The organism is Streptomyces sp. NPDC002640 (assembly GCF_053592575.1).
In genome coordinates, this window is the sequence record NZ_JBSFVZ010000004.1 from 130,131 (window position 1) to 150,581 (window position 20,451).

Consider the following 20,451-nt stretch of genomic DNA (forward strand, 5'->3'; position numbering starts at 1 on the left):
CGAGAAGGCACGACGAAGAGCCAGGATACTGGACGTTTCGACCGGCTCCCAACCCGCCCCCCTCGACGCCGTCCGCCGGACGCGTCGCTACTGGCCACGGCCCTGCTCGTAGGCGCGCATCTGCTCCGGCGTGATCATGCTGGTGTCGAAGAAGCTGGTCTCGTCCAGCGCGCGGGCCGGAGCGGGGACGGCCGGCGCCCCGTAGCCGTTCTGCTGCCCGTAGTCCGGCTCGTAGCCCTGCTGCGGCTGGTGCTGCGGCTGCTGGTGCTGCGGCTGCTGCTGGGGCTGCTGCCCGTAGCCGCCGTAGGAGTCGGCCTGGGTGTAGTCGTACCCGTAGCCCTGCGAGTGCTGGGACTGGTCGTAGCCGCCGTAGGAGGCCGCGGCGGGCTGGGGCTGCTGGTAGCCGTACGGGTCCTGGGCGGGCTGCTGCTCGTACGGCGAGGGCTGCTGGTGCTCGTACGGCGACTGCTGGTCGTACTGCGGCTGGTGCTGGGGCTGGTGCTGCGGCTGCTGGGGGAGCCGGGGCTCCCGCTGCTCGGCGTGCCGGTCCAGGCGCCGGTCGGGGGCCTGCGCGGCGTCCGCGAGCCCGGCCAGGTAGTCGGCGTCGCTCTCGTGGTGCAGCGGCATGCCGTCCTCGTCCACCGGCAGGTCGGCCAGCGCGTCGGAGGCGATGCGGCCCTGGAGCTTGTCCCGGCCGCGGCCGACCGCCTCCAGCGTCTTGGCGAGGACCGCCTCGAAGGCGCCCAGCTTGGCGTCGACGTAGCTGTCCGCGTCGCGGCGCAGCGTCTCCGGGTCGTGGCTGCGCTCGGGGGCGTCCTCGTCCTCGTAGCCGTTCTCGTCCAGGCCGGGGCCGGTGCCGAGCAGCTTCTCGCGGCCGCGGCCCACCGAGCCGAGGGTCTTGGTGAGGACGACCTCGAAGTTGGCCAGCTTGGAGTCGACGTAGTCGTCCGCCTCGGCCTTGATCTCCTCCGCCTCGGCCCGCGCCTCGGCGAGGATGCGCTCGGCCTCCTGCTGGGCCTGGCGGGCGATCTCGGTGCCGGAGATCAGGGAGGCGCGCTCGGCGTGGGCGCCCTCGACGATCCGGTCGGCCTCCTCGCGGGCCTGCTGGACCATCGTCTCGCGGCCGCCGATCAGCTCCTGCGCCTGGGCGAGGGAGCCGGGCAGGGCGTCCCGCACCTCCTCCAGCAGGGCGAGGAGCTCGGCGCGGTTGACCACGCACGAGGCCGACATGGGCATCGACCTGGCACCTGACACCATGCCGACGATCTCGTCGAGCTTGTTCTGCACGTCCACCTGGACTCGCCACTCTCTACAGCTGGTTGGAGACGGACGGGACGACTGTACGGCGACCACCGTCCCGTCCGACACGGATGACGGGACGTCCCTGCGTCCCCGGCGCGTCGGCGCCGCGTGGACTCAGTTCCGGCGCAGCCGCTCGGTGAGTGCCGTCAGGACGGTCGGGGGCACCAGGTGCGCCACGTCGCCGCCCCAGGCCGCCACCTCCTTGACCAGGGAGGAGGACAGGAAGCTGTACGTCGGGTTGGTGGGGACGAACAGGGTCTCCACACCGGAGAGGCCGTTGTTCATCTGGGCCATCTGCAGCTCGTAGTCGAAGTCGCTGACGGCGCGCAGCCCCTTGACGATGGCGGGGATGTCGCGCTGCTTGCAGAAGTCGACCAGCAGGCCGTGGTGGGACTCGACGACCACGTTGGCGCAGTCGGCGGTCACCTCGCGGATCAGATCCATCCGCTCCTCGACCGTGAACAGGCCCTTCTTGTTCTGGTTGATCATCACGGCCACGTACACCTCGTCGTACAGACGGGAGGCTCGGGCGATGATGTCGAGGTGTCCGTTGGTGATGGGGTCGAACGACCCGGGACATACGGCGCGGCGCACGTGAGATCCCTCGCTCTCCGGTCCGGTCATGACGCGTCCTCGCTGGTGGAGGCGGCGTGACCGTACCAAAAGGTGCCTTCGCCGTAACGACGGGACCTCAGTGGTGCGAAACCGCCGGGCCAGCTGAAAGCGCCGCCTCGGGTGCTGCGCTCCACGGTGACGAGCGCCTCGTCGGCGAGCCAGCCTCCGGCGTGGAGTGTGAGGAGAATCTCCCGGAGATCGTCGTCCGTGACCGCGTACGGCGGGTCCAGGAAGACCAGGTCGTAGGGGTCGCCCGGGGGCGGTCCCTGGATCACCTGCTCGGCCTTGGCGTTGCGGACCTCGGCGCCGGGCAGGCCCAGCGAGCGGACGTTCTCGCGGACGGTGCGGGCGGCGCGGCCGTCGGCCTCCACCAGCAGGGCGTGAGCGGCGCCGCGGCTGAGCGCCTCCAGGCCGACGGCGCCGGAGCCGGCGTACAGGTCGAGCACGCGTTCGCCCTCCAGCGGGCCGCCGAGCAGCGCCTCCCAGGTGGAGAAGAGGCCCTCGCGAGCCCGTTCCGAGGTGGGACGGGTACTGGTGCCCGGGGGGACGGCCAGGCGGCGTCCCCCCGCCGTCCCGGCGATCACGCGGCTCATCTGCTGCTCAGGTCCTCTGGTTCGGCGTCCGGTGCGACGGCGTGCTGTGGATCTCCAGTCTCTCAGCCCTTCTCCAGGTACTGCTCCCGGTCCTCGTCGAGGAGGGCGTCCAGGGCGGTGCGCAGGCCCGGGTGGGCGGTGAGGTCGGGGTCCTCGGCCACGACGGCGGTGGCCTCCTCGCGCGCCTGGGCGATGACCTCCTCGTCGTCGATGACGGCGAGGACCCGCAGGGAGGAGCGGGCGCCGGACTGGGCCTGGCCGAGCACGTCGCCCTCACGGCGCTGCTCCAGGTCGATCCGGGAGAGCTCGAAGCCGTCGAGGGTGGAGGCCACCGCGTTCAGCCGCTGCCGGGCGGGGCTCGCCTCGGGCGCGTCGGTGACCAGCAGGCACAGCCCGGGTGCGGAGCCGCGGCCGACGCGGCCCCGGAGCTGGTGGAGCTGGGAGACGCCGAACCGGTCCGCGTCCATGATCACCATGGCGGTGGCGTTGGGCACGTTCACGCCGACCTCGATCACCGTGGTGGCGACCAGGACGTGCGTCTCCCCCGCGGCGAACCGGCGCATCACGGCGTCCTTGTCGTCCGGGTGCATCCTGCCGTGCAGCACCTCGACCCGCAGGCCGGCGAGCGGGCCGCCGGCGAGCTGCTCGGCGACCTCCAGGACGGCGAGCGGGGGCCGACGGTCGGCCGTCTCGGCCTCCTCCTTCTTCTTCCGGCCCTTCGGGTCGTCCTCCTCGTCGCCGATGCGCGGGCAGACCACGTAGGCCTGGTGGCCGTTCTCCACCTCCTCGCGGACGCGTTCCCAGGCGCGGGCCAGGAAGTGCGGCTTGTCGGCGGCGGGCACCACATGGGTGGCGATCGGGGAGCGCCCGGCGGGCAGCTGGTCCAGGACCGAGGTCTCCAGGTCGCCGAAGACGGTCATGGCGACCGTGCGCGGGATCGGGGTGGCCGTCATCACCAGCAGGTGGGGCGGCTGCTTGCCCTTGCCGCGCAGGGCGTCGCGCTGCTCGACCCCGAAGCGGTGCTGTTCGTCGACGACGACCAGGCCGAGGTCGTGGAACTGGACCTTGTCCTCGATCAGGGCGTGGGTGCCGATGACGATGCCGGCCTCGCCGGTGGCCAGGTCCAGCAGTGCCTGGCGGCGGGCGGCGGCGCCCATGGAGCCGGTGAGCAGCACGACCTTGGTGGCCTGCTCGGCGCCGCCCAGCATGCCGCCCTGGGCGAGGTCGCCCATCATCTCGGTGACCGACCGGTGGTGCTGCTGGGCCAGCACCTCGGTGGGGGCGAGCATGGCGGCCTGCCCCTGGGCGTCGACCACGGCGAGCATGGCCCGCAACGCGACCATCGTCTTGCCCGAGCCGACCTCTCCCTGCAGGAGGCGGTGCATCGGGTGCTCCGCGGCGAGGCCGTCGAAGATCTCCCGGGACACCTTCCGCTGGCCCTCGGTGAGGGTGAACGGCAGGCGTGCGTCGAAGGCGGCGAGGATGCCGTCGGGGGTGGGCCTGCGGGGCACGGCGGGCAGCTGGGCGTCGGCGTGGCGGCGGCGGGCGAGGGCGACCTGGAGGACGAACGCCTCGTCCCACTTGAGGCGGGAGCGGGCGTCCTCGACGTCGGCCGGGGTCTGCGGCCGGTGGATCTTGAGCAGCGCCTCGGGGAGGGGGACCAGGCCCCGGCCCTCGCGGAGGCCGGCCGGCAGCGGGTCCACGGCCTCCTGGGCACCGGGCAGCACCGTCTGGACGGCCTTGGCCAGCTTCCAGGACTCCAGCTTGGCCGTGGCCGGGTAGATCGGGATCAGCGCCCCCGCCCAGCTGTCGACCGTCTCGGCGGCGTCCTCGCCGCGCAGCAACTCGTAGGCGGGGTGGGCGAGTTGCAGACGCCGGTTGAACATGGAGACCTTGCCGGCGAAGAGCGCGCGGGTGCCGGGGAGCAGTTCCTTGTGGGGTTTGTGGACGCCGTTGCCGAAAAACACCAACTGGAGGCGGCCGCTGCCGTCGGTGATGGTGACCTCGAGGCGCTGGCCCTTGCCGCGCGGGGCCCGGCTGGAGGCGAAGGTCGCCAGCCGGGCGTCGGCGACCTGGGCGACCACGGTGACGTGCTCGTCCATGGGGAGGTCGGCGAGCCGGGTGAGCCGGCCGCGCTCCTCGTACCGGCGCGGGTAGTGGTGCAGCAGGTCGCCGACGGTGTGCAGGCCGAGGTTCTCGGCCATCACCTTCGCGGTGGCGGGGCCGAGCACCTTCTTCAGGGGTTCTTCCAGTGCGGGCACGCCCCCCATTCCACACCACGGGTGCGACAAGGCCACGGAATGCCTGTGGAAACTCCTGGTCAGGTGTGTTCTTCAGCTCCTAGGATGACGCGTCCGGCCACCACCGACCCGCGGACCACCGCCCCACACGGTGCCGCCCGACCCCGCGCCGATCCGCTGTCTCCCCCACCGGCGCCGTGACGATGGACTCTCAGATCTCGAAGCCAGACCAGTCCGCTCCCTCCGCCTCGCACTCCTTCCAGGTCGACCTGCGCGGTCTGGTGGACCTGCTCTCCCACCATCTGTACTCCAGCCCCAGGGTCTACCTGCGGGAGCTGCTGCAGAACGCCGTGGACGCCGTCACCGCGCGCCGCGCGGTGGATCCGGACGCGCCCGCCCGGGTGCGGCTGCACACCGGGGCGGGGACGCTGCGGGTGGAGGACACCGGCGTCGGCCTCACCGAGGAGGACGTCCACAGCCTGCTGGCCACCATCGGCCGCAGTTCCAAGCGCGGTGACGCCGCCTCGCTGGAGTCGGCCCGCTCCGGGTTCCTGGGGCAGTTCGGCATCGGCCTGCTGGCCTGCTTCCTGGTGGCCGAGGAGATCCGGGTGGTCAGCCGCAGCGCCCGCACGCCGGGGGCGCCGCCGGTGGAGTGGCGCGCGACGGACGACGGCTCGTACACCGTGCGGACGCTGCCCGAGGAGGAGAGGCCCGAGCCGGGCACCACCGTGCACCTGCGGGCGCGCGCGGGGGCCGCGCAGTGGCTGGAGGAGGAGCGGGTGCTGAAGCTGGCCCGTGACTTCGGTTCGCTGCTGCCGTACGACGTGCGGGTGGGCGACGAGGCGGTCACCGACCTGCCGGCGCCCTGGGACCGGTCGTACCAGAGCCCGGCGACCCGCCGGGTGGCGCTGGCCCGGCACTGCCGGGAGCTGTTCGGCTTCACGCCGCTGGACTCGGTCGACCTGGACGTGCCGGTGGCCGGCGTGCGCGGGGTGGCGTACGTGCTGCCGGCCGCGGTCAGCCCGGCGCAACGGGCCGGTCACCGGGTGCACCTCAAGGGCATGCTGCTGACCGACCGGGCGGACGAGCTGCTGCCGGACTGGGCGTTCTTCGTGCGCTGCGTGCTGGACACGGACACCCTGCGGCCGACCGCGTCCCGTGAGTCGCTGTACGAGGACGAGACGCTGGCGGCGGTGCGGGAGGCGCTCGGCGAGCGGATCCGGTCCTGGCTGACCGGGCTGGCGGCGGGCGACCCGGAGCGGCTGCGGGCGTTCCTGGCCGTGCACCACCTGGGGGTCAAGGCGCTGGCGCGGCACGACACCGAGATGCTGCGGGTGATGCTGCCCTGGCTGCCGTTCGAGACCACGGACGGGCAGCTCTCGCTGGAGGAGTTCGCCCAGCGGCACAGGGTCGTGCACTACACGCGGACGGTGGAGGAGTACCGGCAGGTCTCCGCGATCGCCTCGGCGCAGGGCGTCGGCGTGGTCAACGGCGGTTACACCTACGACACGGAGCTGGTGGAGGCGCTGCCGTCGGTGCGGCCGGGCACGGTCGTCGCCGAGCTGGACGCGGACGTGGTGACCGCCCACCTGGACGCCGTGGACCCGTCGGTGGAGCTGGCGCTGCAGCCGTTCCTGGCGGCGGCCCGGGCCCGGCTGGACGCGCTGGGCTGCGACGTGGCGCTGCGGGCGTTCCACCCGATGACGGTGCCGGCGCTGCACCTGGACGACCGTTCCGCGCGCCACGAGCAGGCGCGCGCGGAGGCCGAGGACCGGGCCGACGACCTGTGGTCGGGGATCCTCGGCTCGCTGCGGGGCGGCGCGCCGCGCGCCCGCCTGGTGCTCAACCATCTCAACCCGCTGATCCGGCGCATCGGTTCGCTGACCGACCCGGAGCTGATCGGCACGGCGACGGAGTCCCTGTACGGGCAGGCGCTGCTGATGGCGCAGCGCCCGCTGCGGCCGGCGGACACCGCGCTGCTCAACCGTGCGTTCCTCGGCCTGCTGGAGTGGGCCACGCACGGCGACGCCGCGCCCGGCGACGCCACGCCCGGCGACAACGAGGAGGACGTCCGTTGACTTCCGTCACCAGCCTGGACGAACTGCGCCGCGCGATCGCGGAGAACGGCGAGCGGCCGGAGGGCCCGGCGCGCAACGCCCGGTCCGAGCAACTGCTCGCCGACGCCGAGGCGCTGGGCATACCGCTGGCCGTGATCGAGGCGCTGGGCCACCAGCTGACCGTCTACAACTACAGCTCGGAGAAGGACAAGGCGTTCGTGCCCTTCGCCCGGCTGCTACGGATGTGGGACGAGCGGCCGGAGGACTTCGACGCGTACGAGACGCACTCGTTGTTCTGGCGCTTCAAGTGGATGTCGACGGGGATGCTGGGGCAGCCGCACATCCCGCTGGACGCGATGGAGAACTGGCTGGCGGAGATGGAGCGCCGCTACCGGCTGGCGGGCCACTCCGCACGGGCGGTGCGCTCCTGCGAGTTCCACGTCGCCAGCCATGTCGGCGACCTGGAGCGCGCCGAACGCGCCTACCAGGCCTGGCTGGCCGCCGACCGCGACCGGATGGCCGACTGCTACGCCTGCGAACTGCAGGGCCAGGGCTGGTGGCAGGTGGTGAACGGCCGGGACGAGGAGGCGCTGGAGCTGTGGGCCCCGGTGCTGGAGGGCCGCTTCACCTGCGCCCACGAGCCGCACAACGTGCTGGCTGCCTCGCTGCTGCCGTTGCTGCGGCTGGGCCGCCTCGACGAGGCGAAGGCCCACCACCTGCGGGGCTTCCGGCTGGTGCGGGCGACCGAGAGCATGCGGTCCTCGTACGCCGAGCACGTGGAGTTCTGCGCGCTCACCGGGAACGAGGCGCGGGCGCTGGAGCTGCTGGCCGAGCGGCCGTCGTACTTCACCGACGACGGGCACCCGTCGAGCAGGAAGGACTACCTGGCGGTGACGGCCCTGGTCATGGACCGGCTGGTGGCGCTGGGCCTGGGTGACAGGCGGGTGCCGGGGCCGGCCGGCCGGGAGTGGACGGCCGCGGAGCTGGCCGCGCACGCGCGGACCGGGGCGTTGTCGCTGGCGGAGGCCTTCGACCGGCGCAACGGCACGACGTACGTGAGCGACCTGGTGCGCCGGCGGATGGCGCGCGAGCCGCTGGTGGAGCGCCTGCCGCTGGGCCTGCGGGTCGCGGCGGCCGCGGTGGCGCCCCGGCCCGTCGCGCCGGTCGCGGCACCGTCCGCCGGTCCCGTGGACCTGGCCGGGCTGCTGGCCGAGGCGCGGCGGCGGTCGGAGGCGCTGCTGCCGAGCGCGGTGGAGGCGTGGGAGGCCGTGGAGCGGGCCGCGGGGGCGGATCCCGAGGGGGCGGATCCCGAGGGGGCACGGCTGACCGTCCGGGACCGCGCGGAGATCGCCGAGCACCGGGCGCTGGGGCTGGGGCCGGACGGCGTGGAGCTGTTCGCCGTCGCCGCCGGGCTGTACGCGGAGGCCGGCGACCTGGGCGAGGCGCTGGCGGCGCGGGCCCGCGGGGTGTACGCGCGGACGCTCAGCGGCAAGCTGGACGGGGCGCTGGAGGACGTGACCGAGCCGTACCGGCAGTGCCTGTCGCTGTTCGCGGCCGGGGACACCGGGGTGCGGCAGACCGCCTTGGTGCTGATGGCCAGGGCGCGGGTGCTGCTGCGGCTCGCCCAGGGCACGGACGGCCAGGAGCCGGATCCGGCGGCGGAGGCCGGGACGGCGGAACTCACCCGGGAGGCGGCCCGCGAGGTGCTGGCCTTCGTCGCGGAGCACGCCCCGGACACCGAGGACCCGCACCTGCTCTCGCGGACCGCCGAGGCGCACGCCATGCTGGGCGACCTGTCCCCGGAACCTGAGCAGGCGGTTCCCGAACTGACGCTCGCGGTACGGCAGTTCCTCGACGCCGGACTGCCCTGGTACACGGTGGAGTACGAGTCGCGGCTGGCCGCGATCGCGCACCACCTCGATGACCCGGAGGCCGCGGCCGGTCACCTGCGGTCCGCGCTGGAGCACGGCGGGCAGGCGCTGCCCCCGACCGGGCACGCCCATCTCCACCTGCAGCTCTGCGAGGTGCTCGCGGAGGCGGACGCCGTCGTCGAGGCGGCCGACCACGCGCTGGAGGCGGCGCACTGGGCCGACGAGGCCGGGCAGTCGGCCACGCTGGGCGCGTACGCGCGGCACCGGCTCGGCGGGCTGCTGCACCGGCAGGGGCGCTGGGCGGAGGCGGCGGAGGTGCTGGAGTCCACCCTCCCGGACCTGACGCCGGAGTCGCACGGCGACGGCACGGTGGTGCAGACGCTGTGGTGGCTGGGCGACTGCCTGGCCTCCCTCGGCGAGCACCGGGACGCGGCGGAGCGGCGGCTGCGGGCCGCGGAGCTGGCGGCGCGGTGGCCCGAGCAGCGGGACCACGCGACGCTGGCGCACCTGGCCGCCGAGTCGCTGTCCCGGGCGGAGCTGCCGGCCGAGGCGGACGCGGCGTACGCGCGGGCCGGGGAGCTCTGGCGTGAGCTGGGCGACCTGCCGGGACAGGTGCGGGCGCTGCGGGCCCGGGCGTGGCTGGCGGCGGACGACGACGTGCGCGCCGCGCGGGAGCTGATGGAGCAGGCGCTGGCCGCGTGCCGGGAGGCGTCGGCGGTCGCGGAGGACGAGGCGGGGCGGCTGCCGGCCGCGGCGGAACTGGCGGGCACCCACCACCAGTTCGGCGGCCTGCTCGCCGACCACGAGGGACCGTCCGAGGAGGCCCACGGGCACCTCACGGAGGCGGTGTCCGGGTTCGCGTCCCTCGGCGAGGTCGCCCGCGTGGCCCACGCGGACGCCCTCCTGACCCTGGGGCGCCTCGAGGACGCCCTCGGCCGCTCCGCCGACGCCGCCGCCCGCGCCCGCGAGGTCCTCACCGCCTGCGACGCGGACCCGGACGGCCCCCTCGCCACCCGCCGCGCCGACGCGGAGACCCTGCTCCGCGAAACGCGGACCTGACCCGCGCCGCCTGCTTGCCCGCCCGTTCGCCCGCCCTCGCGGGCGGGCGAACGGGCGGAACGGGCGGTTTCCCGGGGTCACGTCCCTGGCCATGGGTAGCGAAAGATGGCGAATACCGGTATCCGGAGCACCCGCATCTGTCGCCGGTGCATGCTCCTGTCAAGCGGCTCGCCGAAGCCGCCCACTGCTCCCATCCGGCTCGCCGTCCTGGCTGGGGCAGTCCGACCGCCCCGGCGCGACCAGAGCGACCGAGCACTGCCGAGGCGGCGGCCGAGGACCGCTCCACGACGAAAGGAGCCGGGGGACAACGGTCCTCGAACCCCCGACCCATCATGGCCACTGACAGACGTCCCTATCTCGAGATCCGCATCGGCGGCATGCGCCTGACACTGCAGCGGCGGCCCGTCGGGCTCATCGCGGCAGGTGCCGTTCCGGCGATCGCCGCCGGTTGGATGACCGACGGCGGGAGCCTGCTCGGACAGGGGCGGGCGAGGGGCGTCCGGCTTCCCGCCGGACGCCCCGTCGGCGCTACTCCACGCCGACGAGGAGCGGGGCTCCCTGGGCGCCGCCGCGGTGGATGATCGTGTCCACGGCGAGGTGGTGGTCGTGGACGTGGGTCTCGAGGGTGGTGGCCAGGTCCTCGGGGGCGGTGTCGTCGAGGACCAGGGTGACCAGTTCGCCGCCCGCGGAGAGCATGCGGTCGAGGACGTCGAGGGCGACGGCGGTGACGTCGGAGCCGATGAGCGCGACGTCGCCCTCGACCATGCCGAGCACGTCCCCCGGCTGGCAGATGCCGGCCATGGTCCAGGCCTGCCGGTCCGCGACGGTCACCTCGGCGAAGCGGGTCGCGCCCGCCGCCGAGGTCATGGAGACGACGTCCTCGTCGAAGCTCCGTTCCGGCTGGTGGACGGCGAGGGCGGCGATGCCCTGGACGGCCGCGCGGGTGGGGATCAGCGCGACGCGTATCCCCTCCGCCCGCGCCCGCTCGGCCGCGGCGGAGGCCACCGGCCGCAGTTCGTCGTCGTTGGGGAGGAGGACGACCTCCCGGGCCCCTGCCGCGCGCACCGCCTTCAGCAGTTCCTCCGCGGTCGGGGTGCTCCCCGGCGGCGCCAGCAGTGTCGACGCCCCCGCCTCCGCACAGAGCGCCGCCAGGCCCTCGCCGGGCAGCACGGCCACCACGGCCCGCCGCGTGTCCTGGGGGGAGCCCTCGGCGCCGGGCCGCCCGACGCCCTGTTCGGCGGCGAAGTGCGTGATCCGGATGCGGTGCGGCCGCCCCTCCTCGATGCCCGCCTCGACCGCCGCGCCCGCGTCGTCCACGTGGACGTGCACGTTCCACAGCCCGTCGCCGCCGACGATCACGAGGGAGTCGCCGAGGGTGTCGAGCCGTGCGCGCAGCCGGTCCACGCCCGCGTCGTCGGTCCGGTCGAGCAGGTAGATCACCTCGTAGGCGGGCCCGCCGCCGGGGCCGGCCGCGCAGGTCTCCGCCGCGCCGGCCACGACGCCCTCCGCGGGGCGCGTCGCGGTCAGGGCCGCCGGCCGCTCCCCGGTGAGCACCTCCACCAGCGCGCCCAGCACGGCGACCAGTCCGCGCCCGCCGGCGTCGACCACTCCGGCCCGGCCCAGCGTCTCCAGCTGGCCCGGGGTCCGCGCGAGCGCCTCGCAGGCGCCGTCGTAGGCGGCCCGCGCCACGGCCCCGCAGTCACCGCTGCCGCCGGCCGAGGCCGCCGAGGCGGCCGACGCCGCGGTGGCGGCCGCCGCGGCGGCCGAGGCGACGGTCAGGACGGTGCCCTCCACGGGACGCGCCACCGCCTCCCAGGCGGAGTCCGCGGCCCGCCGCAGCGCCGCGGAGAGCCCGGCGGCGTCGGCGTGCGGGGCCTCCTCGTCCAGGCCCTCGGCCAGCCCGCGCAGCAGCTGGGCGCAGATCGTGCCGGAGTTGCCCCGCGCGCCGACCAGCGCGCCGTGGGCCATCGCCCGCATCACCTCGGGCAGCCGGGGGGCGGCCCCGCCGGCGAAGACGTCCTCGACGCCGGCCGCGGCCGCCTCGAGGGTCAGGTAGAGGTTGGTCCCGGTGTCGCCGTCCGGCACGGGGTAGACGTTGATCGCGTCGATCTCCTCGCGCGCCCTGCCCAGCGCGTCGAGCGCCAGGGCGCACCAGGCGCGCACCGCTGATGCGTCGAAGACCGCGGATGCGTCGAAGAACGTCTCCCGCACCTTCGGCACCTGCGCCTCCTGTTTCTGTCGGACCGGTCGGCCTGCCGGACCGGTACGCAGCGTAGTCCCCGGCCGTGCCCGGCGGGGGCCCGCCCTGTGAGGGCTCCGGGCGGGTCGATGCCCGTCCCGTGGTAGTTTCGTTGTACGGACGCAGTCGTTGTATGCTGCTCCGGTTGCCCGATCCGTTCGGGCCATTCCCCTGGCAAGGCCACTCAGATCCCTTCGATCCGACCCCTGGCATGCCGGGGTCCACCGTAAGTGCATCTGAAGTCTTTGGAGTGACCCGTGGCTGCCAACTGCGACGTCTGCGGCAAGGGCCCGAGCTTCGGCAACAACATCTCGCACTCGCACCGCCGTACGCCCCGTCGCTGGAACCCCAACATCCAGCGCGTTCGTACCGTGGTGGGCGGGACGCCGAAGCGCGTGAACGCTTGCACCTCGTGCATCAAGGCCGGCAAGGTCTCGCGCTGACGTCCACCACCCGCTCTCCCGGGACTCCCCGGGTTGCGGGGACATCACGCGCGGCCACTGCCGGTTCGCTGCATTGAGCCGGTCCACGACTCCGTGGACCGGCTTTCTGCTGTTCCCGCGCGGGCGTTCCCAGGCGGGCGTTTCCGCGCGCGTCCGGGTGTTCCCGCCCGGACGTGCGCTGCCTAGCCGCGGCCCGTGCGGCTCCCGCGGGTGCGCCAGCCGTGGTCGACGGGGCCGATGCCCGCGCCCAGCCGGAACCCGGCGGCTATCGCACCCGTGACGTACTCCTTGGCCCGCGCCACCGCCTCCGGCACCGGCAGTCCGAGAGCCAGGTGCGAGGCGATCGCCGAGGCCAGGGTGCAGCCCGTGCCGTGGGTGTGCCGGTTGTCCAGCCGCGGTGCCCGCAGCCAGTGCTCCTCGTCGCCGTCGGTCAGCAGGTCCACGGCGTCGCCCGTCAGGTGGCCGCCCTTGACCAGCGCCCAGCGCGGTCCGAGGGCCAGCAGCGCCTCGGCGGCCCGCCGCATCCCCGCCTCGTCCTCCACCCGCACCCCAGTGAGCTGGGCCACCTCGTCGAGGTTGGGGGTGACGACGGTGGCGGCGGGCAGCAGCCGGGTGCGTACCGCGTCCAGCGCGGAGTCGGCCAGCAGGGAGTCGCCGTGCTTGGAGACGCCGACCGGGTCGACCACCGCCGGCGCGACCGTTCCGGCGATCAACTCGGCGACCAGGCCGACCAGTTCGGCGGAGGAGAGCATCCCGGTCTTCACCGCGTGCACGCCGATGTCGTCGGCCACCGCCCGGTACTGGGCCCGTACCGCCTCGGCGGGCAGGTCCCAGACGCCGTGCACGCCGCGGGAGTTCTGCGCGGTGACGGCGGTGAGCACGCTCATGCCGTGCACGCCCAGCGCCAGCATCGTCTTGAGGTCCGCCTGGATGCCCGCGCCGCCGCCCGAGTCGGATCCGGCGACGGTCAGCACCAGCGGTGGTGCGGTGGTCGTGGTCATCGCGGTCATCTCGGTCAGTCCTCCATGTCCGCGAAGTGGTCCCAGCCGCCCTTGCGGGTCCAGGGCGCCCCGTCCACGGTGACCTGCGGCAGCGCCGACGGGTTCAGGACCTCGCCGATCACCTTCCACCGCGCGGGCAGCTTCACGTCGGGCGGGAAGGTCGCCACGATGGCGTGGTCCTCTCCTCCGGTGAGCACCCACTGCAGCGGGTCGACACCGACCGCGGAGCCGATGTCGTTCATCTGCGTGGGGACGTCGAGGGCGCCGGAACGGATGTCGATGCGCACCTTGCTGGATTCCGCGATGTGCCCGAGGTCCGCGATCAGGCCGTCGCTGACGTCGCACATGGCGGTCGCGCCGAGCGAGGCCGCGGCCGGACCGGCGTGGTACGGCGGCTCGGGGCGGCGGTGGGCCTCCACGAACGCGCGGGGCGAGCGGAAGCCGCGGGACAGCACCGCGTACCCGGCGGCCGACCAGCCGAGCCAGCCGGTGACGGCGACCAGGTCGCCCGGCTGCGCGCCGGCGCGGGTCACCGGTTCGTGGTTGCGCAGGTCGCCGAGGGCGGTGATGGAGACGGTGATGGTGTCGCCGCGGACCACGTCCCCGCCGACCACGGCGGCGCCCGCCACCTGGCACTCGTCGCGCAGGCCGTCCATCAGCTCGGTCGGCCAGGTCACCGGAAGCTCCGCGGGCAGCACCAGGCCGAGCAGCAGCGCCGTCGGCACCGCGCCCATCGCGGCGATGTCGGCGAGGTTCTGCGCGGCGGCCTTGCGGCCCACGTCGTAGGCGGTCGACCAGTCCCGGCGGAAGTGGCGTCCCTCGATCAGGATGTCCGTGCTCGCCACCACCCGCCGGTCGGGGGCGGCGACGACCGCGGCGTCGTCGCCCGGGCCGAGCCGGACGGCCGGGGTGGTGGTGAGCCGGGAGGTGAGCTCCCTGATGAGCCCGAACTCCCCCAGTTCCCCCACGGTTCCCTTCACCGAGTCTCACCGTTCCTCTCAGCGGTCGATGTTCCGGGTATCAGTGTCATGCGTCCACCTGTGTACCTGTCCGCGGGGGCGGCTGCGCCCGAAGTCGCGGTCGTGCGTCAACCCGCGCCGAGGGGTGCACTCCGGCGCGCGGGCCCTTGATCGGCGAGGTCTCCCCCCGGCGTGGGGCTACGCGATACCGTGGCGGTCCTTCTCTGCACACGATCCTCGAAGCCGCCCTGGAGGTTCCGTGGTACAGGCGTACATCCTCATCCAGACAGAGGTGGGCAAGGCCTCCTCCGTCGCCGACACCGTCAGCAAGTTCTCCGGTGTCGTCCAGGCCGAGGACGTGACCGGACCCTACGACGTGATCGTGCGGGCCCAGGCCGATTCGGTCGACGAACTCGGCCGCATGGTCGTCGCCAAGATTCAGGGGGTGGAGGGCATCACGCGGACACTGACCTGCCCGGTCGTGCATCTGTAGCCCCCGTCTACCCTGGGCCGGTGAACTTCTTCCGTCACCGGCCTCGTCCCCGTGCCCTCCGCGCCCGCTCCTCGGCGTGCGCGGGCGTGGCCGGACTGCTGTTCCTGGCTCCCGCCTGCTCCTCGGCAGACGACCGGGCCGAGGCTGCGGTTCCCACGCCGGACAAGGAAGTGGCCGGGCTCTGCCGCGACCTCGACGAGGCGTTGCCGGGGAAGGTCGACGGCAGGGACCGCACCGACCCCGAACCGGCGTCCGACCTCACGGCGGGCTGGGGAAGCCCGGCGATCATACTCCGCTGCGGAATCCCGCGGCCTGCCGTGATGAGCGATCCCGAGCAGGAGTCGGCGGAGATCGACGGCATGGCGTGGGTGGTGGAGGAACTCGACGGCGGGGCCTACCGGTTCACCACGGGGCTGCGCCGCGCGTACGTCGAGGTCACGCTTCCCGCGGAGGTCGCCGCGGAGACCGGGTCCTTCGCACTGGTCGATCTGGTGCCGGCGATCGAGCGGACGATCCCGGAGGAGTTCGCGGACTGACGACGCGCGCGCCTGGGGGCAGGCGGCCTCCGAGGCGCGCGGCGTTCGCGGCTCAGCGCGTGGTCCCGCGGCGGCCCCGCGTGGTCCGGCGGCATCCCCGCATCCACCGGCGTACGGCGGCGAGCGCGCCGCGCAGACCGCGGGGCGGGCGCCGGCCGGGCGGCACGGCGAGGTCGCGGGCGACGGCCCGCCACACCCGCTCGGGAGGCGCCGCCGGAAGGTCCCGTTCCTCCACGGCCCGCGCGGCGGCGACGACCCGGGTGATCCCGCGCAGTTCCTCGCGGCACCGCGCGCACCCGGTCAGGTGGGGCAGTGCCGCGTCGTCGGGCGGGACGCCGTCGTCCCTGAGGGCGAGCTCCATGAGGTGTGCCGGGTCGACGTGCGCCACCGTGCGTCATCCTTGCTGCGCTCGGGCGCCCCTGCCGGGCCGCCGCTGCTGTCTCTCCCCGCCCGCCGTGAGCGGCCTCCACGAGGACGGCCGGGCTCGCCGCCCGGCCGCCGCGGGGCGGGCGTGCGACCGCTCGGCCGGTCATGGCGGACGACCGCCGCCGCGGCGACGGTCGTCCGGGAAGGGAAGGGGAACGGTTGAGGGTGTCCGGTCGGGTCAGTCCCGCCGGTCCCCGTAACGACGGACCAGGTGGACGCCCGTGAGGGTGACCAGGCCGGTGACGGCCGCCCAGGCCAGCCAGGCGTCCGGCGAGTTGGACACGGTGGCCGCGGCCGTGGTGCCGCCCATGCCGCCGGTGGGCGAGGACTGCGTACCGCCGACGGTCTGGGTCGCCAGGGCGAGGTTCTTGTCGTTCGCGCTGCCCCAGGCGTAGACGATGTTGTTGCTGCCTTCCTTCAGGTCGAGGTCGGCCGGGCCGATCGCCACGGTGTCGGTGCCGGCGAGGGTCACGTCGGCGTTGACGGTTCCGGCGTCCACGACGGTGGAGTCCTGGTTCGGGTTGGTCAGCCCCGTGAAGACGGGCTGTCCGCCGGCCCGCACGTCCACCGCCGGGGCGGCGGCCACGTGGCGGACGGTCAGCCGTGCCTTGCCGGACTCGGTCTTCGAGGTGTCGTTCACGAAGGTCGACAGCTGCGGCTTGCCGTCGGCGGACAGGTGGGCCGCGATGGTGGCGTTGGCGCCCTCGGGCACCTCGACCTTCTTCTCGAGGGCCGGGCTGCCGTCCGGTCCCTGGCCGGCCTTGAAGAGCTGTATGTCGTAGCTGCCGGCGTCCAGGGCCTGCGGCTGGGTCACCGTGCCGGGCTTGAAGTCGCCGAGCAGGCGCTCGCCGTTGGCGTAGACGTCGACGGTCAGTCCCGGCACACCGTGGAAGACGGACACCATGCCCGTCCGTTCGCTGTCCGCGGCGGTGGCGGCCGCCGCCGGTCCCGCGACGGTGAGGGCGAGGGCGCAGGCTCCGGCCGAGGCGCCGAGCAGGAGGGGGGTCCTGGAGATCCGGGAGGTCATGGGAGTGATCCCTTCGTCGAGGGTCCGCACCGGTTGCGCGGTCTCATCCGTACTTCGCGCGTACCCCCGGAGACGGATGCGCATGACGGACATTCCTTCCAAATCTCCCACCCGTGCGCCGTGTCTACGCCTCACCCCGGGGCGCGCCTCCGCGTTCGACGGCCGCGCGCAGCCGGAGCAGCCCGCGCCGGGTGTGGCTCTTGACGGTGCCGAGGGGCAGGCCGGTGCGCTCGGCGATCTGGGCCTGGGTGAGGTCCTCGTAGAAGGCCATGCACAGCACCTCGCGCTGGGCGCGGGGCAGCCGGGACAGGGCGTCGACGAGGAGCAGCCGGTCGAGGACCTCCTCCGGAGTGCCCTCGGGGCGCGCCTCCCCTCCGCCGTCGGCGCGGGCGGCGGTGTCGACCAAGGCCAGGCGCCGGGTGCGCGCCGCCAGGGCGTCGACGATCTTCCGGCGGGTGATGCCGACCAGCCAGCCGCCCAGCGTCCCGCGCTCGGGGCGGTAGCCGTCCCGTCCCCGCCAGGCGCCGATGAAGACCTGCTGCGTCACGTCCTCGGCCTCGTGGGTGTCGCCGAGGGAGCGGGTGGCCAGGGTGTGGACCAGCGGGCCCCACCGCCGGTAGACGGCCGCGAAGGCGTGCTCGTCGGCGGCGCGCAGGCCGCGGGCGAGTTCGTCCTCGTCCGGCGCCGGGGGCGCGACCTGGGGCGGCGTCGGAGGGGGACGGACTCCGGCGTGCGCGGTGTGCGTGGTCATGACCTGGTCCTCCTGCCGTTTCCGCCGTTGCCGGCGGCTCGTGCTGTCAGTCTTGTGAGTGAAAACGACGCACTCAACATGCGTCGTTTGTGCGTCGTAAGCTGGAGGCGGTAGGAAGAGCCGGCGGGATCTGACGGGGACGGGACAGGAGGCGGACGAGATGGACGAGGAACCCGGCGGGACGCCGGAGACGCCGGACGAGGGCGGACTGACCACCGGCGAGGTGGCGCGGCGGCTGGGCGTGGCGCCGACCACGATCCGGTCCTGGGACCGCCGGTACGGGCTCGGCCCGGCCGCGCACACCGGCGGCCGGCACCGCCGCTGGACCGCCGAGGACCTGGCCCGCCTGGAGCGGATGTGCGCGCTGACGGCGACCGGGGTGCCGCCGGCGGAGGCCGCGCGGGTGGTCCGCGCGGAGGCGGCGTCCGGGGCCGCGCCGCGCGCGGAGCCGCGTTCTCTTTCCGGCCGGCGCACCCGGAACGGACCTGGTGACACCAACGGGCCTCGCGGCACGGACGGGTCTCGGGACACGGACGGGCCGCGCCGCCCGGGAGAGCCGCCCATCCCGGACGGGCTTCGCCGCGCGGACGAGCCGCCCCGCGCGGACGAGCCGCCCACCCCGGACGAGCCTCCCCGCGCGAGCGGGCCGCGCTCACCGAGCGGGCCGCGCTCCGCGGGCGGGTCCGGCCGGAGCCGGGCCGGGTCGGGCATGCGGCTGGGCGACGCGCGCCAGGAGTGCAAGGGCATCGCCCGGGCCGCCCTCCGCCTGGACGCCGTGGCCCTCGACGACCTGCTGGACCGGACGATGCGCGTCTACGGGCCGGTCGCCGCCTGGACGGAGGTGATCATGCCGACGCTGCAGGCGGTTGGCCGGAAGTGGGAGACCTCCGGGGAGCGGTACGTCGAGGTGGAGCACTTCCTGTCCTGGCACGTCTCCGGCGCCCTGCGGCGTCACGCGCCGCCCGTGGCCGCCGACCGGCCGGGGGCCACCACGGTGCTGGCCTGCGTCCCCGGGGAGACGCACACGCTGCCGCTGGAGGCGCTGGCCGCGGCGCTGGCCGAACGGGACCTGCCGGTGCGCATGTTCGGCGGCGCGCTGCCCGTGGAGTCGCTGGTGACCGCGGTGCGCCGGACCGGGCCGGCGGTGGTGGGGCTGTGGGCGCAGTCCCGCACCACGGCGAGTCGGCCGCTGGCCCAGCACGTCGCGGCCCTCGAATGGGGGGTGCGCGGGGCCCGCAGGCGACCGGTGGTGCTGACGCTGGGGCCGGGCTGGGCCGGGCAGACCGCGGCCGGGCTGCCGCGCCCGCCGGGCCTGGCGGAGGCCGTCGCCGTGGTGGAGGCCGCCGCCCGCAGGTGACGCCGCGGGCCGGCCGGGTACCCGGCGTCCGCCGTCCGGGCCGCCGGCGGCCCCGCCGGGGCACCGGCCCCGCGGTGGAGAGGCGCCGCCCGGCGGGCGGCGCGGGAGGACAACGCAAGGACCACGCAAGGACAACCGAAGGAACACCGGAGGAACAGCCATGGCCGGTCGTCCCCGAAACGCCCCGGACACCGTCGTCGTCGGGGCGGGTCTCGCCGGTCTGGCCTGCGCGCTGGACCTGTGCCGCGCGGGCCGACGCGTGACGCTGCTCGAGGCGTCGGACGGGGTGGGCGGCCGGGTGCGCACGGACCGCCGGGACGGCTTCCTGCTGGACCGGGGCTTCCAGGTCTTCAACACCTCATATCCGCAGGTCAAGCGGCGGCTGGACCTGCGTGCCCTGCGGCTGCGGCCGTTCACGCCGGGCCTCGTCGCGCACACCCCGGACGGCCCGGTCCGCCTGACCGACCCGACCCGGCGGCCCGCGGAGGCCGGGGCGCTGCTGCCCGGGCGGGTGCTGCCGGCCCGCGACCTGGCCGCCCTGGGCGCGCTCACCGCGCGGGACGCCCTGCTTCCCGCCCGTCTCCTGACCCGCGGCGCCGACCGCTCCACGGCCGAGGCCCTGTCCCGTGCCGGGGTGTCCGCCGGGACGGTCGACCGGATCCTGCGGCCGTTCCTGTCCGGGGTGTTCCTGGAGGACCGGCTGGAGACGTCCGCCCGCTTCTTCCACCTGGTGTGGCGGAGCATGGTGCGCGGCACGCTCTGCCTGCCCGCCGACGGCATCGGGGCCGTCCCCGCCCAGCTGGCCGGCCGGCTGCCCGAGGGCACGCTGCGGCTGGGGACGCCGGTGGAGGCGGTCACCGACGACGGCGTGGCCCTCGTCGGCGGCGGCGAGGTGGCCGCGCCCCACGTGGTGGTGGCCACGGACGCGGCCACCGCGGCGCGGCTGCTGCCCGGCCTGGCCGTGCCCCCGTGCCGCACGGTCACCACCTACTACCACGCGGCGCCGCGCCCGCCGCTGGCCGAGCCGACGCTGCTGGTGGACCCCTCGGGCGCGGTGCTCAACACCTGCGTGCCCAGCGAGGTCGCGCCGGAGTACGCCCCGCCGGGGTCCGCCCTGGTGTCCACCTCCGTGCTGGGCGAGGACCGGCCCGGGGCGGACGCGGCGGTGCTGCGGCGCCTGGGCGAGCTGTACGGCGCGGACACCCGCGACTGGCGGCAGGTCGCCGTGTACACGGTGCCAGGCGCCCTGCCCGTGATGGAGCCCTCCTGGCCCCTCAGCCGCACCACGCGGCTGGGTGCGGGCCGCTACGTGTGCGGCGACCACCGGGCGACCGGCAGCGTCCAGGGCGCGCTCGCCTCGGGCACGCGGGCCGCCCGCGAGCTGCTCGCCGATCCGTCACCCGGCTGACGGCGACGCGGACCGCGCGCCGCATCCACCGACGGCCGGTACCCGGAAGAGAACATGCCTGAGCGAAGGCCGAC

The 20,451-nt window shown here is 74.9% G+C and carries 17 protein-coding genes; 7 read left to right on the forward strand and 10 right to left on the reverse strand.

All coding sequences use genetic code 11. The features are described from left to right. Positions 1 to 87: 87 nt before the first annotated feature. The 4 genes from ACWD3O_RS07215 to recG all read right to left on the reverse strand — a co-directional run bounded on the left by ACWD3O_RS07215 (position 88) and on the right by recG (position 4,780). Positions 88 to 1,293 (reverse strand): cell division initiation protein, encoded by a 1,206-nt coding sequence (locus tag ACWD3O_RS07215; RefSeq protein WP_451415113.1) that lies wholly within the window; start codon positions 1,291 to 1,293, stop codon positions 88 to 90. 123 nt (positions 1,294 to 1,416) lie between these two features. Next, the gene (gene coaD / locus ACWD3O_RS07220) at positions 1,417 to 1,896 is read right to left on the reverse strand and encodes a pantetheine-phosphate adenylyltransferase (RefSeq protein ID WP_451415223.1); all 480 of its coding nucleotides are present in this window, start codon (positions 1,894 to 1,896) and stop codon (positions 1,417 to 1,419) included. A 26-nt stretch (positions 1,897 to 1,922) separates the two neighbouring features. Next, complete coding sequence (gene rsmD, locus ACWD3O_RS07225; RefSeq protein ID WP_451412095.1) at positions 1,923 to 2,510, reverse strand: 16S rRNA (guanine(966)-N(2))-methyltransferase RsmD; 588 nt, start codon at positions 2,508 to 2,510, stop codon at positions 1,923 to 1,925. Between the two features lie 62 nt (positions 2,511 to 2,572). Next, positions 2,573 to 4,780, reverse strand: coding sequence for an ATP-dependent DNA helicase RecG (gene recG, locus ACWD3O_RS07230; protein ID WP_451415114.1), 2,208 nt, complete (start codon positions 4,778 to 4,780; stop codon positions 2,573 to 2,575). Between the two features lie 173 nt (positions 4,781 to 4,953). Here recG and ACWD3O_RS07235 point away from each other — a divergent pair, with 173 nt between their 5' ends. Together ACWD3O_RS07235 and ACWD3O_RS07240 are read left to right on the forward strand one after the other, a co-directional pair. Further along, positions 4,954 to 6,828, forward strand: coding sequence for an HSP90 family protein (locus tag ACWD3O_RS07235; RefSeq protein ID WP_451415224.1), 1,875 nt, complete (start codon positions 4,954 to 4,956; stop codon positions 6,826 to 6,828). After that, positions 6,825 to 9,737, forward strand: coding sequence for a tetratricopeptide repeat protein (locus ACWD3O_RS07240; RefSeq protein ID WP_451415115.1), 2,913 nt, complete (start codon positions 6,825 to 6,827; stop codon positions 9,735 to 9,737). Before ACWD3O_RS07235 ends, ACWD3O_RS07240 begins: the two co-directional genes overlap by 4 nt. Positions 9,738 to 10,265: 528 nt before the next feature. Here the strand turns inward: ACWD3O_RS07240 and ACWD3O_RS07245 are convergent. After that, positions 10,266 to 11,957 carry a DAK2 domain-containing protein gene (locus ACWD3O_RS07245; protein WP_451415116.1) on the reverse strand — a complete coding sequence of 564 codons (1,692 nt, stop codon included), beginning with the start codon at positions 11,955 to 11,957 and terminating at the stop codon, positions 10,266 to 10,268. A gap of 276 nt (positions 11,958 to 12,233) precedes the next feature. On the opposite strand from ACWD3O_RS07245, the gene rpmB reads away from it, so the two are divergent. After that, positions 12,234 to 12,419, forward strand: coding sequence for a 50S ribosomal protein L28 (gene rpmB / locus ACWD3O_RS07250; RefSeq protein WP_151775442.1), 186 nt, complete (start codon positions 12,234 to 12,236; stop codon positions 12,417 to 12,419). A gap of 182 nt (positions 12,420 to 12,601) precedes the next feature. Here the strand turns inward: rpmB and thiD are convergent, their stop codons facing one another. Together thiD and ACWD3O_RS07260 are read right to left on the reverse strand one after the other, a co-directional pair. Continuing rightward, on the reverse strand, positions 12,602 to 13,429 hold the full coding sequence (gene thiD / locus ACWD3O_RS07255; protein WP_451415117.1) for a bifunctional hydroxymethylpyrimidine kinase/phosphomethylpyrimidine kinase: 828 nt from the start codon (positions 13,427 to 13,429) through the stop codon (positions 12,602 to 12,604). 5 nt (positions 13,430 to 13,434) lie between these two features. Then, on the reverse strand, positions 13,435 to 14,400 hold the full coding sequence (locus ACWD3O_RS07260) for a thiamine-phosphate kinase (RefSeq protein ID WP_451414227.1): 966 nt from the start codon (positions 14,398 to 14,400) through the stop codon (positions 13,435 to 13,437). 238 nt (positions 14,401 to 14,638) lie between these two features. Between ACWD3O_RS07260 and ACWD3O_RS07265 the strand changes: the two genes are divergently transcribed. Together ACWD3O_RS07265 and ACWD3O_RS07270 are read left to right on the forward strand one after the other, a co-directional pair. After that, positions 14,639 to 14,872 carry an Lrp/AsnC family transcriptional regulator gene (locus ACWD3O_RS07265; RefSeq protein WP_356137779.1) on the forward strand — a complete coding sequence of 78 codons (234 nt, stop codon included), beginning with the start codon at positions 14,639 to 14,641 and terminating at the stop codon, positions 14,870 to 14,872. A gap of 20 nt (positions 14,873 to 14,892) precedes the next feature. Next, a complete protein-coding gene (locus tag ACWD3O_RS07270) occupies positions 14,893 to 15,408 on the forward strand; it encodes a DUF3515 domain-containing protein (protein WP_451415118.1) in 516 nt (171 codons plus the stop codon). A 52-nt stretch (positions 15,409 to 15,460) separates the two neighbouring features. On the opposite strand, the gene ACWD3O_RS07275 is transcribed toward ACWD3O_RS07270, so the two are convergent. From ACWD3O_RS07275 to ACWD3O_RS07285, 3 genes are all read right to left on the reverse strand, one after another. After that, positions 15,461 to 15,796, reverse strand: coding sequence for a hypothetical protein (locus tag ACWD3O_RS07275; protein WP_451414225.1), 336 nt, complete (start codon positions 15,794 to 15,796; stop codon positions 15,461 to 15,463). A 216-nt stretch (positions 15,797 to 16,012) separates the two neighbouring features. After that, on the reverse strand, positions 16,013 to 16,861 hold the full coding sequence (locus ACWD3O_RS07280) for a DUF4397 domain-containing protein (RefSeq protein WP_451415119.1): 849 nt from the start codon (positions 16,859 to 16,861) through the stop codon (positions 16,013 to 16,015). A gap of 124 nt (positions 16,862 to 16,985) precedes the next feature. Beyond that, positions 16,986 to 17,612, reverse strand: a complete 627-nt coding sequence (locus ACWD3O_RS07285; protein WP_451415120.1) for an RNA polymerase sigma factor — start codon at positions 17,610 to 17,612, stop codon at positions 16,986 to 16,988. 160 nt (positions 17,613 to 17,772) lie between these two features. On the opposite strand from ACWD3O_RS07285, the gene ACWD3O_RS07290 reads away from it, so the two are divergent. Together ACWD3O_RS07290 and ACWD3O_RS07295 are read left to right on the forward strand one after the other, a co-directional pair. Further along, positions 17,773 to 18,969 (forward strand): MerR family transcriptional regulator, encoded by a 1,197-nt coding sequence (locus ACWD3O_RS07290; RefSeq protein ID WP_451415121.1) that lies wholly within the window; start codon positions 17,773 to 17,775, stop codon positions 18,967 to 18,969. Between the two features lie 160 nt (positions 18,970 to 19,129). Next, complete coding sequence (locus tag ACWD3O_RS07295; protein ID WP_451415122.1) at positions 19,130 to 20,377, forward strand: NAD(P)/FAD-dependent oxidoreductase; 1,248 nt, start codon at positions 19,130 to 19,132, stop codon at positions 20,375 to 20,377. The last annotated feature ends 74 nt before the right edge of the window (positions 20,378 to 20,451 follow it).

Excerpts from the sequence above, each read along its gene's own strand:
- ACWD3O_RS07295 (WP_451415122.1), top strand. The coding sequence starts at position 19,130 with ATGGCCGGTCGTCCCCGAAACGCCCCGGACACCGTCGTCGTCGGGGCG.
- thiD (WP_451415117.1), bottom strand. The coding sequence starts at position 13,429 with ATGACCGCGATGACCACGACCACCGCACCACCGCTGGTGCTGACCGTC.
- ACWD3O_RS07290 (WP_451415121.1), top strand. The coding sequence starts at position 17,773 with ATGGACGAGGAACCCGGCGGGACGCCGGAGACGCCGGACGAGGGCGGA.
- ACWD3O_RS07280 (WP_451415119.1), bottom strand. The coding sequence starts at position 16,861 with ATGACCTCCCGGATCTCCAGGACCCCCCTCCTGCTCGGCGCCTCGGCC.
- recG (WP_451415114.1), bottom strand. The coding sequence starts at position 4,780 with ATGGGGGGCGTGCCCGCACTGGAAGAACCCCTGAAGAAGGTGCTCGGC.
- rsmD (WP_451412095.1), bottom strand. The coding sequence starts at position 2,510 with ATGAGCCGCGTGATCGCCGGGACGGCGGGGGGACGCCGCCTGGCCGTC.
- ACWD3O_RS07285 (WP_451415120.1), bottom strand. The coding sequence starts at position 17,612 with ATGACCACGCACACCGCGCACGCCGGAGTCCGTCCCCCTCCGACGCCG.
- ACWD3O_RS07235 (WP_451415224.1), top strand. The coding sequence starts at position 4,954 with ATGGACTCTCAGATCTCGAAGCCAGACCAGTCCGCTCCCTCCGCCTCG.